At 34.4% G+C, this 13937-nt stretch carries 13 protein-coding genes; 6 read left to right on the top strand and 7 right to left on the bottom strand.

Annotated elements, in window-relative coordinates:
• Window positions 1-93 precede the first annotated feature (93 nt).
• Together BMY56_RS08400 and BMY56_RS08395 are read left to right on the top strand one after the other, a co-directional pair.
• Window positions 94-309: a hypothetical protein gene (locus BMY56_RS08400; RefSeq protein ID WP_091622580.1), complete on the top strand. Its 216-nt coding sequence runs from the start codon at window positions 94-96 to the stop codon at window positions 307-309.
• Window positions 310-698: 389 nt separating this feature from the next.
• A complete protein-coding gene (locus BMY56_RS08395; RefSeq protein WP_091622577.1) occupies window positions 699-1880 on the top strand; it encodes a polymer-forming cytoskeletal protein in 1182 nt (393 codons plus the stop codon).
• Window positions 1881-2209: 329 nt separating this feature from the next.
• Here BMY56_RS08395 and BMY56_RS08390 read toward each other — a convergent pair whose 3' ends face one another.
• Together BMY56_RS08390 and BMY56_RS08385 are read right to left on the bottom strand one after the other, a co-directional pair.
• Window positions 2210-2680 carry an archease gene (locus BMY56_RS08390; protein WP_091622575.1) on the bottom strand — a complete coding sequence of 157 codons (471 nt, stop codon included), beginning with the start codon at window positions 2678-2680 and terminating at the stop codon, window positions 2210-2212.
• A 128-nt stretch (window positions 2681-2808) separates the two neighbouring features.
• Complete coding sequence (locus tag BMY56_RS08385) at window positions 2809-3318, bottom strand: nicotinate-nucleotide adenylyltransferase (protein WP_091622573.1); 510 nt, start codon at window positions 3316-3318, stop codon at window positions 2809-2811.
• Between the two features lie 222 nt (window positions 3319-3540).
• Between BMY56_RS08385 and BMY56_RS08380 the strand changes: the two genes are divergently transcribed.
• The 3 genes from BMY56_RS08380 (at window position 3541) to BMY56_RS08370 (ending at window position 6170) form a co-directional block, all read left to right on the top strand.
• Window positions 3541-3960, top strand: coding sequence for a hypothetical protein (locus BMY56_RS08380; protein WP_091622572.1), 420 nt, complete (start codon window positions 3541-3543; stop codon window positions 3958-3960).
• Between the two features lie 49 nt (window positions 3961-4009).
• A complete protein-coding gene (locus tag BMY56_RS08375) occupies window positions 4010-4954 on the top strand; it encodes a 1-phosphofructokinase family hexose kinase (RefSeq protein ID WP_091622570.1) in 945 nt (314 codons plus the stop codon).
• 547 nt (window positions 4955-5501) lie between these two features.
• Window positions 5502-6170, top strand: coding sequence for a BON domain-containing protein (locus BMY56_RS08370; RefSeq protein WP_091622568.1), 669 nt, complete (start codon window positions 5502-5504; stop codon window positions 6168-6170).
• 523 nt (window positions 6171-6693) lie between these two features.
• Here BMY56_RS08370 and BMY56_RS08365 read toward each other — a convergent pair.
• Window positions 6694-7053 carry a hypothetical protein gene (locus BMY56_RS08365; protein WP_091622565.1) on the bottom strand — a complete coding sequence of 120 codons (360 nt, stop codon included), beginning with the start codon at window positions 7051-7053 and terminating at the stop codon, window positions 6694-6696.
• A gap of 19 nt (window positions 7054-7072) precedes the next feature.
• The gene (locus BMY56_RS08360) at window positions 7073-7474 is read right to left on the bottom strand and encodes a hypothetical protein (protein ID WP_091622562.1); all 402 of its coding nucleotides are present in this window, start codon (window positions 7472-7474) and stop codon (window positions 7073-7075) included.
• Window positions 7475-7654: 180 nt separating this feature from the next.
• On the opposite strand from BMY56_RS08360, the gene BMY56_RS08355 reads away from it, so the two are divergent.
• Complete coding sequence (locus tag BMY56_RS08355) at window positions 7655-8323, top strand: BON domain-containing protein (protein ID WP_091622559.1); 669 nt, start codon at window positions 7655-7657, stop codon at window positions 8321-8323.
• 534 nt (window positions 8324-8857) lie between these two features.
• Here BMY56_RS08355 and BMY56_RS08350 read toward each other — a convergent pair.
• The 3 genes from BMY56_RS08350 to BMY56_RS08340 all read right to left on the bottom strand — a co-directional run bounded on the left by BMY56_RS08350 (window position 8858) and on the right by BMY56_RS08340 (window position 13686).
• Window positions 8858-9340 (bottom strand): hypothetical protein, encoded by a 483-nt coding sequence (locus BMY56_RS08350; RefSeq protein WP_091622556.1) that lies wholly within the window; start codon window positions 9338-9340, stop codon window positions 8858-8860.
• A 163-nt stretch (window positions 9341-9503) separates the two neighbouring features.
• Window positions 9504-10571 (bottom strand): response regulator, encoded by a 1068-nt coding sequence (locus BMY56_RS08345; RefSeq protein ID WP_091623252.1) that lies wholly within the window; start codon window positions 10569-10571, stop codon window positions 9504-9506.
• Entirely contained in the window at window positions 10549-13686 is a 3138-nt protein-coding gene (locus tag BMY56_RS08340) for a PAS domain-containing sensor histidine kinase (protein ID WP_091622553.1), read from the bottom strand. The genes BMY56_RS08345 and BMY56_RS08340 overlap by 23 nt, the downstream gene beginning before the upstream one ends.
• Between the last annotated feature and the right edge of the window lie 251 nt (window positions 13687-13937).

Here is a 13937-nt window from a genome sequence, read left to right as displayed (position 1 = left end):
ATTAACCATTAACATACTTTAAAATGACCTATATCATGCACTTCATTTAAAATGTAGAATATATTTATACCTCTCAACTAATGCACTAGTGGAATGAAGGATTTAAGAAAGGTAGTAGTCGAAATCGAAAAGCTTACAACGAATATCGAGACAAATTATCCAGAACTTTATCGTTCTTTGGATGAAAATCCATTGACCATTCCTTCAGAACAGCATCCACATATTGATAAGGTAGCCATGCAGGAATATCTGGAAAGTTTAAAGCAATTATTGAAACACCATCTAGAAACCCATAAAAACGTTAAATAATCTCCCTAAAAGGCTAGTTTATAGTAAAATAGTTTTTTTAGTATAGAAAAATAAATCCGTTCTTAATCAATAAGACCTTAGCAAACCAGAACTCTACCAAGGCTAAGACATTACCTATATGTAGATAAATATTTAAACTACACGTTGACCATAAGGCCTGGCATAACGGCGCATATATACACCTATTCTATCGGCATTGTTCTTTTGAGGAAAACCTTTTCGTATTGGTTATACAAGAATGTCTTTTGGATTGCCGTAAGTAATTTCTAAGAATTGAATGAAATATATGTTTTTGCCACGTTTGGCAAAAAGATATGCCGCCTGATTCAAATCATTTCATAAAACTCTAGTTTACAATTACTTTGATTATATTTTTTAAAACTTGCGTTATGAGAACACTACTACTACGCTTTACATTACTCTTTACAATAGTAACCATTGCACAACATGAACGGGGAAAGGACATAATGATATCCGAACATCAAAAAGATGACATCTATCTGGCAGGAGAAAACATAGATATTAATGCTGTAGTACATGGCGATATGGTTTTGGCAGGGAGCAAAATTACGATTCGAGATACCATTTATCAAGATTTAATCGTCGCAGGTGGTGAAGTCATTGTCAAAGGCTATGTGGCCGATGATATACGAGCAGCAGGAGGAAAATTGACCATTGACTCTGAAGTTGGTGACGATGTTATCGTGGCCGGTGGTGAAGTTTTTATTACCAAAAATGCCATCATTCACGGTAACCTCATCAATTTTTCTGGTGATATTGAAATGAATGGTGAAGTTATGGGAACTATTAAATCGTATTCGGGAAAACTTATAATAAATGGAATTATTAACAAAGAAGCTGAGTTATTTGGTGAAGAAATACTCATTAATGGAGAAATCAAAGGAACTTCTAAATTAGCAGCTTCATCGATTACCATTGGTGAAAATGCCAAGTTTCATGAGAATGTACACTATTGGTCAGAAGAAAACAAAGTAGATTTTAAGAATTCCCTTATCGGTGCAACGGCCAATTTTGATGAAACGTTAATGGGCGACCGAGAAGAATTTTCATGGAAAGGTTTTGGTATCGCCGCTTTAGGTTTTTGGTTGTTCTATCTTTTCTCGGCATTTTTGGTTATCGTTCTTTTAAATTGGGCATTCGGCAACTTTTTTTCAACCGCTGCCTCCTACCTAAATAATACCTTATTCAAGAGCTTAGGCTACGGGGCAATATATCTCATCGGAGTACCTTTTCTAGTTATAGCATTGATTGTCATTATCATCGGTATTCCTATTGGTTTATTTTTAGGGGGCTTTTATGTGTTCAGCTTATTATTTGGGCATTTGATAACGGCCTTGTTAATTGCATACTACTTAGGCAAAAAAGCCGATAAACAATGGAATTTTTGGTCCTTAGCACTTTTGGCTTTAGGTATTGCGTCAGTCATACGTTTGCTGACCTTTATACCCTTCTTAGGCACCTTATTATCGTTTGTCGTTATCGCAATGGCATATGGATTAATCATCTATACTCTACTCCAGAAAAATGCTGCCTTGAAGTTTGAAAATTGATATGAACGTATGGGCACTTTATTTGATGTCCATTAGAGAAGATTTGACATCAGTTCATGCGATGTGGATTAATAGCTTGAACTAATATTCAATACTATTGAATATCAATTTGAATAAAAAATATACTTATTTTCAAATCTAATTATGAAGGTTAAAGCTTTATAATATTACAATTGAGGATGCCCTTAACTGTTTTGAAGAAAAAAATATTATTCTATCTCGATAAATAATTTATAGAATAACCCTATTAATTATTTATGAGGCAGCTAATTACCATTTTGTTGAGCAAGCTTAGTATTTGAAAATATTGTTCAACTATACCGTTAGAATTACTCTTCACACTCAAAAATGATTGAGCTAGTAAAAGGGTTTAACGAATCTGTTTCACTACTCATAAGAATACCATTTTCGGGAACATATTTTATCTTATTATCAAACTTATCGAACCAATTACCAAATAATTGTGCATTCAATCTATTCTCATTAAGTTCTTCGATGTACATAGTGCAAAAAATGGTATGATGTGTATGGGTCAATTCTAAGACTTGGTTTAAGAATTTCTTCAATAATTTCTTACTATTTGTTGCATCAACCTCTATTTTCATTGTACAATCAGTATGTCGCGTAGGATTATAAATTTTATATTTCAACTTATTAGCTAAGCTTCTTAAGCTCTTTTTAAAAAGTTCATGTAAACTGTTCGCTTCTATTTGAATAGTCACTTGCGGTTTAACTGTGGCAATCCTATCCATATTCTTAGTAAGATGCCGGTGCTGTTTATTTAAAATTTGAGTTTCCATAGCATTATTTTTTTTGTTCTCTACTTAAAAAAATTAGTTGCAAAATGAGAGGTTGTCTTTAACATCTAGAATTTGAATAAATGTTTATAAAACAACGCTCCCAATTTTATAATCAAAAGTTGATATTTCTAAAGAAAATTTCCCATATCATCTACTTTCACCCTTAAGACTTTATCGCCGTTTTCAAGTTTCAACTTATATGTTTTACTAGCTCCTTTAGTATCTTGATAATTCACCAAATAGATATCTTTAGAGATTGTCCATTCTGGAAAACGATCGTAAACCGATTTCTTTACCGCATTAGGAAGGTTGATGTTTTTAAACCTTTCTGCGGTACGTATAAGTTTTCCATCCCCATCATAGGCGGCTAAAATAGTACCTTCGGGAATGAAAAAATTAACTTGGTACAGATCATAGTCATCTTGATAAAAATCAGATTCCTTTACGTTGAACGCAGCTACTTTACGATGCAATAATTCTACAGGAACCGAAGCTTCTTCACTCGTATTTAATTCGTTTAAATACTTATAGTTCGTTGCATACACAGACACTTCAGATAACTGTTCTGTCTTAATAACTTGAGAATAAGCTTGATAGCTTAACCCAATTGCTAATAAACCTAATACTACTTTTTTCATGATTTTTAATTTTTAGTTAATACTTTAATGTTCGTGTTTACGTGATTTTTCACTTATTATTATTGCTAAATTATTGAGGAATGCCGTTGTCTACAATGACCTGTATCAGTTGAAAAAAATATATAAATCGACTAATTTTTATTTTATAGGTACTGACCAAAATCATATGTTGTACAACGTGTAAGTCTTAGTTTTAAGAAAAGCTAAGAAATAAGGGAGATTATGAGAAGGAATTTAAATGAAACGGAGTCTATTGAACTATGGACTAACAATGACATTGGTCGTTTGGGATATATTTCAAACTCTTACCCCCATATAGTGCTCATTACATACGACTATGATGATGATGCTACCAATACAATTACCAGTTATTCATCTAAATGGCACAAAATAATTGCTATGCGTAAAAATTTAATAGTCTCGTTATGTGTTAATGGTAGTATTTCGGTAGATACATGGCAAACAAATCAGCTAAAGCGTCCATCACAAAAATCAGATTATGTGAACAAGAACCTAGCGATCTTCCTGAATTTGTCGAATTTTTTGGTTGATGAGGCAATTGACAGTATTTCATTTAACCCCGATGACTTTTACAAGGTACCAAGAACAACAACAAAGGTGAAAAAAATGAACAACCTCTAGGCTAGCAGAAAGCAGTAACTACAAATTTATTCTAAATAAACAGAACCCATTGAACCGAATCTTCACCCTTACCGTAAACCCAGTGGTCGATAAAAACACGACCATACCAGGTTTGGTACCTCACAAAAAGATAGGATGTACTGAACCAGTATATTATTCTGGTGGAGGTGGCATCAACGTTTCTAGGGCCATAAATAATTTGGGAGGCAAATCAATCGCTATTCATTTCTCTGGTGGGCGTACAGGAATACATCTTCAAGAGTTATTGTCCAACCAAGAAATTGAACACTATGTTATTGACTTAATGGGAACAACGCGTGAGAACCTTTCAGTATTTGATACTGCTACAGATTTATACTATCGTTTCGGACTCCCAGGGCCAATCGTAAACGAAAATGAATGGCAAAAAGGTTTGAACCTTATCGAAAGGTCTTTAAACAAAAACGACTTTTTGGTTGCCAGCGGAAAATTAACTTCAGGTATCCCTGATGAATATTATATGATGGTAGGCGAGATTGCCAAGCGCAAAAAAGCGAAATTTATTTTAGATACTAAAGGAGAAGCCTTAAAGCACGCCATAAAAACGGACATTTTTTTATTTAAACCGAATTTAGCTGAACTCGCAAGTCTTTATGGAAATAAGATGTTATCAAACAAGATGCTAGAAGAATCTGCTAAAGATTTTATGGCAACCCATAATTGCGAAATCATGGCCGTATCATTAGGGCGCCGTGGTGCTTTATTGGTTACTGCAGATATTCTTGAATATATACCGGCGCCTATTGTACATGAAAAAAATACGATCGGTGCTGGCGACAGTATGTTAGCTGGTATGCTTTTGAAAGCGCAAGCAGGGCATACTCCTAAAACTATGATACAATATGGAGTCGCCTCTGGAGCAGCTGCTACCTTAAAACGTGGAACCCAACTTTGTCAAAAAGAAGATGTTGAAAAAATATATCATTGGTTGAAATTAAATGTTCCTGTCAAATAAATAGTTAACTGACCAATACGATATTTGAGATAAGAAGAGATGACTATCTTATTCTCATATCTTAAAATAAGATCCTTCGTATTTAAAAAATTTTACCTGTTTAGCCTATAGGTTCTATTGATTTGCAAGAAATACATAACTGAAAACATTCTCAAAACCTTTAATGAACAATTACAACACCCTTGAATTAGTAAGTACATCGGTCACCAGTAAAAAACACTCAACTTTAATGTCTTAATTACCTGTAAAACTAGCATGCTATCGTAGAACCTAACATTTTTTATTTCTCTTACTAGGTTAAGAATATATTTGAATTGCCGTATAGCCTAGTCTAATTATTTACCCATTAGAACAACTAATCAAATTTGTTAAAATATTCTATACTGATATACATCATTTTAAGCCGCTTAGTATCAGTATACATTTACTCATAATTGTATGAACCAAATCTAAATACTTTGAATAGATCCAAACAGATATTCATTTAACCTATACAATTTTTGGCCAATTACAGATAAAAAGATTTTAACAATTAAATAATTTACAGATGAAAACAGATGCGAAAATTAAACTAGATGTACAAGACGAACTGGCATGGGAACCTAGTATAGATGAAACCAAAATCGGCGTCGCAGTTGACGAAGGTGTCGTTACCTTAAGCGGCGAAGTGGATAGCCATTCTAAAAAACTAGCAGCTGAAAAAGCGGCCAAACGGGTGAGTGGTGTAAAAGCGGTCGCAGAAGATATCGTCGTGAAATATCCGTCAAGTTTGGATAAATCAGATACAGAAATTGCCAAGGCCGCTGTTGACGCCTTAGAATGGCATTCTTCGGTACCCAATGACTCTGTTATTGTAAAAGTAGAAAATGGTTGGGTGTCCCTTTCGGGAGCTGTTAAATGGGCTTACCAAAAATATTCAGCTACAAATGCCGTAAAAGATTTGGTGGGTGTTAAAGGCGTTTCCAATAGTATTTCGATTAAACAAGATGTAAAACCCATATTGGTAAAAGACACCATCGAGGAAGCTTTTGAGAGATCTGCGCGAATTGATGCAAAGGGAATTATGGTCTCTACCGATGGTAATACGGTAACCCTTAGTGGAAAAGTAAACTCAATCAAAGAAAAAGAGGAAGCGGAAAAAGCGGCATTTAGAGCTCCAGGAGTACTTCATGTTGTTAACAAACTTAAAGTTCAATACTATCCCACATATGCATGATCTTTAAGGAAGCTTAGTATTATATCGATGAAAAAGCCCTTACTTTATATCTAAAGTAAGGGCTTTTCGCATGTGTCAAATTCTATAAGATTTAAAGTATGAAGATTATTCTATGAAATATAAATTGGGTCTTAGGGTCGTTATTAAAAACATTTAAATCACTTGAAAATTTTAATACTGAATTGCTATGTGTACAAGAAGCAAAGGCCAAACAAAAAGAGGGCTCAAAACGCTATCTTATTTGCTCGAATAGCAAATCGATTCTAATTCTGAAAATAAAAAAAGAGGGCTCATAAACCACGCTATTGAGCAGAAGACCACCTTTTAATAATGCTTATGACATGTAAATCTTGGCATACCATATTGAAGCTGTCACTTTCAAGTTTAGGCACGCAATACCGACTGTTGAAACGACCTTTTTTTAATTAGTAATTCAATAGTAGAATACGTAAAAGTAGTTACTATATATTCGCAATTACTTGGTTCTGACTATGGCCCAATAGGCTTGGAAATCGATATTTAATCAACTATGATTAATTAAATATGACTGTAGCAAACTTACCTGAAAATCGCCTACGACCGAAAGTTCTACATCTGCATTAATCATCACTAGGCCATAAGCTAAGTGAGATAGCTTACAGTCGTTTATAATTTGTCTTTCGATCCCACTAAAAACTGGCCTAAAATGTTGGTTCAATTCCAATCCCGAAGCCTTGCCTATACTTATCGCCTTAATAACCGCATCTGAAATCTGCTTGGGTGACAGACCGTGTTCCAATAGATCACTAGCTAAATACGTCATGTGTAAGCTATAGTAAAAATCCATAAAACGGGCAATGTTATCCACAGGTCTAAAATCCTTTATAAAAACGGTCAGTTCCATAGCTTTAGTTTTTTAACATTTAGAGTTTCTTTACATACCCGAACACCATTTTTTTGAATTCCCTGAAATCATTCGTAAATAAATCCATTCGCTTACCAAGGCTTCTGTGTTTTTCACGGTAGTCCATATCAGATAATCCTTTTTGGCCTTTAATTAAATGTGATAAAAGGCGCTCATGCTGTTTAATATCGTCTTCTAAATAATCAAAAAGATTTTCATGTATTTTGTCTAAATTCTTCAACATATCTGCATACTCAGATGTCTTATTTTTATTTTTATTCAATAAATTTGCGAAGAATTTGGTTTCGTCTTTCCAGAAGGCAATAGTTTCTAACCACTCTCTACTTTCTTGATGTAGAACATCAAGGCTCGCACCCAATAACAATAATGCTGCTTTGGTATTTGAAGTTGCTGTTTTCATTTGAATTTTATTTTGATTTTATTACTCTTCAAAAGTTCAAAATAGTTTTAAAGCACCAAATGATTTAGATCAGTATCAATTCTCACTAAAAAAATAAGAGAAATAAATTAGTGCTAAAACTGACGAGCATCATTTTTAACGCCTTTTGATTAAAGTAATTTTATGTAAAATCAAGATTACATGAAATCAGATGCACAAATAAAACAAGATATATTAGATGAACTCGTATTTGAGCCCAACATAGACGAGACCCAAATCGGGGTCATAGTTGAAGATGGTGTTGTAACGCTAAGTGGCGTTGTAAATGAATACCACAAAAAAGCCGTGGCCAATAAAGTTGCGAAGCGGGTCATTGGCGTCAAAGCGGTTGCTGAAGATATTGAGGTAAAATATGGTGAAGATTTTAAAAAGACCGATAAGGAAATTGCAAAAGCAGCAGTACATGCTTTGGAATGGAACGCCAAAATACCCAAAGAAAACATCATGGTTTTTGTTGAAGATGGTTATATATATCTATCAGGCAATGTAGCTTGGGACTATCAACGAAAAGAGGCCGAACACAGTTTACAAAACTTATTAGGAGTAAAGGGGGTCGTCAACAACATCGAGATAATACCAGTGGCAAAAGCCAAGAATATTGAAGAACAAATTACCCAGGCCTTAGAGCGTTCTACCAATTTAATGGCCAAAGGTATTCGAGTTCAGGTTGATGGCGATACTGTACAGCTTAAGGGTAGAGTACATTCTTTAAAAGAACGGGATTTGATTGAAAAAACAGCCTATAAAGCTAATGGTGTTCGACATGTACAAAATGATATTGTAGTACAATCTTACCCTGAGTTCGTTTAATTATAAAAAAACAGCCTAACTGACCAAGGTCATTTTAGCTATAAGAACAACCATATAACTTAGCTGTATCATTAAAAATTGATTTAAAAAAATAACATATAGATTTAGTATTCGCGAAGCGTACTAAAATGTAAGAAAAGAAGAGGTTACGAAAACCAATTCAATACCTTTTGTATCTCGAACGGTTATAGCAATATATTCTAGTAGGATCATAACAAGTAGGCGATTGGGTTGAAGAACATCTTCTAGGAAACCGAGGTACCTTTGGTACTTCGGTTTCTTTTTAAAATACGAAATTGGTTTTTAGTTCTGTAAGGAAAAAGAAACCATAGCGTTTCGGATGATACCGTAAGTGTGAAAATCAACTTTTGAATCGATTTAGAGATAAAAAGATATAAAAGTTCGATTGACATCATAAACGAATTCATACGTTTCGTGTGAAACAGGAGACCTCGGTTTCCTGTTTTTTTTACTATATAAAATATGAGCTTTAAAAAACTTATCGTAAAATGTATTAAGCTGTTGTTTTAATTACTAAAGTAACTCTTTTATGATTTTCAATTCATGATCATAAACTCTTAAGATCAGAAGAAAACCCTTCTCGTTCAAATCTTTTAAATATTTGGCTGCTTTATTTTCGGTGATGCCAAGACCCCTTAGAATACCATATGGCCCAGAAGACATTTCTCCTAACAATGTTCCATTCATGTTGAGCAAAAACTGGGGAAGTAGAAATCCTGTTATGAATAGCGTACCTATTTCAGGGTTACAAAAAATTGCAAAATCAGATTTTGCTTCCAACACACCTTTCAAATAGTAAGTTAATTCTATTTGGGCTAATTTGGTTTGTTTATTGTTCAATACCCAATCTTGTCCTAATTTTCCTAAAATGGACATCTGTAGTTTCACCGATGTAGTATTACTTAATTCTAGAATTTCCTCTTTAAGCTGTGGCAGCTTTCGATAACTTTTAATCAAAAAGTGCCGTGAATCCTGTTTTAACTGTATTGTTTTCATGACTTAGGAAGGTTTGTAATAGATGTAGATAAACACGTTCCACTATGGCTAATTTAAACAAGTCCAAACCTTTTAGTTATGATTCAAGTCATTTCAAAAGCATTTTCCAAAGTTGTTTTTGAGTAGAATTTAAAAATGATAAAGTACTATTATTACCTACTATTTAAAAATCTGCAATATGTAGTAATTCTTCTTTATCTAGAATAATAATTCTTCGACCTCGATCTGTAGTAATCAAACCTTCATCTTTAAAATCGGAAAGTGTGCGAATGGCAGTTTCAGTGGCCGTGCCGATCATACCTGCAAAATCTTCACGAGGAATTGACATACCTTCATTCGGTTTATCTTTAATAAGTCCTTTCTCGTATAGTTCCAATAGTGCTTTGGCCACACGTTGTCGTACCGTAGCAAAGGCCATATCTACTAAATGCGACTGAACGTTGATTAAGTTATTAGAAATTAGAGAAATAAACTTCTGAGAGACCATTGGGTTAGCATAAAGTAATTTTATAAAATCGGCCTTAGGTATGGCACAAAGTTGTGCATCTTGCAAAATAACCGCATTTTCTACGTATGTACCTGCAGCGTGTAATAGTGATAATTGTCCGACAAAATCGCCAGGTCCATATAACCCTGTAACCAATTCTTTACCAGACTCGGTACCTTTATAGGTTTTTACGTTTCCACTTTCAATGAAAAAAAGTGAATGTGCATTTTCCCCTTCCCAAAAGATAATCTCTTTTTTGTCATAAGACTTCAGACTATGGCTTTTAGAAAGGCCTTGCATATCTTCATATTCAGAAACCTCATCCAAAAAGGTATTGATACCTTCCAAATTTTTAATGATTTCTTTTTTTAAGTTTTCGTGCTTATTTAGGCGACAGGAAATTGCTTCCAACAATTCATGTTCCTCAAATGGTTTTGTTAGATAGTCATCGGCACCTAGGTTCATACCCATGCGCATATCTGACCTATCTGTCTTTGCCGTTAGAAAAATAAAGGGTGTACTGGCCATACTACTATCTTTTTCAAAAGCTCGTAGTACTTCAAACCCATCCATTAGTGGCATCATGATATCACAAAGCACTAAATCGGGTATGAATTCCTTCGTTTTTTCTATTCCTATTTTACCATTTTCAGCAGTAACTACGTGGTAATTGGCTAGTTCTAATATTTCTGCTGTATTTTCACGAACATCTTCGTTGTCCTCAATTAATAATATTTTTTTCATGTTCATATAATTTTTGGGGAAGTTGAACGGTAAAGGTGCTTCCGTTACCGGTTTTACTTTTGAATTTTACAGTGCCTCGCATCAACTCTGCATAGTGTTTAACTATATGAAGCCCAAGGCCTGTACCACTAATATTTGTTGCGTTCTCGGCACGAAAAAAACGATCAAACAAATTCTTTTGGTCCTTTTCAGGTATGCCTATTCCATTGTCTATAATCTTAAATAATACAGCTTCATCTGCCTGTTGAATTTCCATAACCACATCGTTACCTTCTTCTGAATATTTTAAAGCATTTGACAAGAGATTGATTAAAATATGGCTCAATAGTTTTGGGTCTAAAAAAACAGGTATTTCCGCAGATGTATGATTAAATTTAATAACCTGACCTTTCTTTTTTGTTGACTCCATTTCATCAATAACAATTTTGCAGTACTCAATTAAATCAAAATACTGTGGCTTTGCATCTACCTTACCTTCTTCCAATTTACTCAACGAAAGAAAATCATTTAATATAACGACCAAATGTTTTACATGATTACGAATACGGGAAACATGTTTTTCACGTCGTTCTTCCATACCGGGTTCGTTTTGCTTTCCAATTAAAATTGCTGAAGAAAGAATAGCACTTAGTGGCGTTCGAAACTCATGAGAGGCCATTGATATAAAGCGCGATTTTAATTCATTAAGTTCTTGTTCTTCCTTTAGTGCCTTGGCTAATTTTTCTTGAACGTTCTTTTGTTCTGTGATGTTGTTATACACAAAAAGCGCCCAGACGATATTTTCTTCGGACTTTAATGGTGTGGTATTTACGGCATAACAAAAGTCACCGAACTCTACCTCAAAGGAAATACTATTACCAGCTATAGTTTTAATTAGATCTTGTTTAACCTGCTCAATCTGTCTTTTTGAAAAAATTGAAATTTCATCAATATGTTTTCCTTCAAAATCAGCTTTATTAAGGTTCATCCTTTTCAATTCTTCCCCTTCTAGGTAAACGAGTTCACAATCGGCATTGAAGACCACAATAAACCCATTAGGAAAATTTTCGGCAATGGCGTTAAATTGAGCTTGGCTTCTTTGTGCCTCACTTTCTGCTAGTTTAGTCTCTTGAATTTGATCTTCAAGAATGAGATTGTTCTCGACCAATTTTTGCACGGTAGCTTCAATTTCTTTGGTACGATTTGCTACTTTCTCCTCAAGTTTATTCGCATATTGTTCTAACTGATTTTTTGCATTATGTATTTCGGTAACATCATTCTGTACCCCAATAAAATGGGTTAATATTTGATTTTCATTAAATAAGGGGGTTATACTTAAATCGTTCCAAAACAGGGAGCCATCTTTGCGATAATTTCGTAAAAACACCCGACTTGCTTCCCCTTTTTGAATCGCTTTTACCATGGTAACAATAGCCTCTTGGTCTCTATCGTCGTTCTGTAAAAACTTACAATTGACACCAAGAACTTCTTCGCGATTATAACCCGTTATTTCAGTAAATGCATTGTTACAATAAATTATGGGCATATCTGGTTGTTGTGCATCAACGATGATGATACCATTTCCTGCTGCATCCAGTGCTTTGTTTCTTAGATGTAACATCTTTTGAATTTCCTTTGTTTTTGAAATATTTCGAGCAATCGTCAACACTTGATTTTTGTTGAATGGCACGAACCGACATTCATAATCGACCGTTCCGTTAGCAACTGGTGCCGTTACTTCCAATGTTTCCATTTTTTGGTTACGGAGTACTGTTTGTGTTATATTTTTCAGCTGGTCCCCCAATTCTTTAGGAAGAAGGTCTTTTATATTTTTGCCTTCGATTTCCGCTATTGGGGCAACGAGATATGATTCGTCGGGAACATGTATTTCCAAAACTGTTCCTTTTTTATCGTGAACAGTCAAAACATCGGGCAAAGCCTCAATAATAGCTTTATTTTTATTCACACTAGCGCGCAATTCCCTTTCCGCATTTACTTGTTCCGTAACGTCGATACCTGAACTGATCAAACCGGTCACCATACCATTTTCATCTTTCAATAAAGCATTTCGCCAACGAATTAACTTTCTTATATTTCCTTTGGCAATCACCCAATTCTCTTTGAAATCAGGTGGTTCTAACTTGCCTTTAGTCATAAGGTCGAAAAATTGGGCCAAATCTTTTCTTTGACTTTTGGGAATATAGTGGTTAAACCAATTCTTACCTACCATCTCCTTAGCCTCATAACCAAGTACCTCGCACGCTTTACGGTTTACCATGGTGATTTTATGGTCAATATTAATAACCAGAAAAATCGATGCGGCAGTTTCTAAATATTTATAAAGCAATTCCTTCTCTTTGGTAAGTGAAATTTCAGCTTCTTTTTGGTTGGTAACATCTTGCATAAAGCCCTCTAGAAAATCAACCTTTCCTAATTGATTTTCTACACAAGACCCAATTTCCAATATCCATTTTAATTTGTTGGTGGCTGTTGTAATTCGATAGCAAATTTGATACGATTCTTTCTTTGATATGGCTTTTCTCCTTTCATTATTGACCTCTCCCCTATCATTGGTATGAATGAGTGTACCCCAACTTAAATTACCTCGTTCATAAAATTGTTCTGGTACATACCCACTGATCGATTCACAGGCGTTGCTAAGGAATTCCATTGTCCAGAGTTTATCCGTTTTGCATCGGTATACAATACCAGGTGCGTTTGCGACTAGTGTTCTGAGTTTTCTGTCGCTTTCAAAAACGGCAAGATCGGCGTTCTTACAATAAACAGCTGAAATTGTTTGGTCTTCGACAACTGTTCTAACCATTCTAAAATCAATTGCAAATTCTACCCCATTTTTATCTAAACCTAAAATCTGTATTGGGTCTGAGGGCGGATTTTTTATGAAGAATTCTATCTCTTTTTTAAATCTCTTTGGAAAGATGATCTCGATATTTTTATTTAGTAATGCTCCTTTTTTATAACCGAACATACGCTCACTCTTAGCATTTACTTTAAGAATGTTACCCTCTGCATCAAGCACGAACAAACCTGCTAAAGAAGAGTCAAAAATGGCTTGATATATGGAAGCTTCAGTTACTTTTTGTTTCCTATTATCTTTTTCTTTTAATCGGTTCATGGCGTTACATCAATTTATACTTCTTACATTTCGTATTCTTCATTTTGCATTTTTGGCATTGTATCTGGATAGTTGTTTTAACCATACCAATAAATTCTTATCAGATTTTGTAGTAAAATCTATTAAGTAGCCTAAATGACGATACTCATTCTAAAAATGAGCTTTCACATCTATTTTACATCCTAAATCCGGTAGTATACCTTAACTCTAAACACTTCTCCGGAAAGAAAAATTCAACAACAGGCTTTTAA

The organism is Maribacter orientalis (genome assembly GCF_900109345.1).
GTDB lineage: Bacteria > Bacteroidota > Bacteroidia > Flavobacteriales > Flavobacteriaceae > Maribacter > Maribacter orientalis.
Note: the sequence above shows the minus strand (reverse complement) of the source record. Positions and strands in the feature narration are given on the sequence as shown.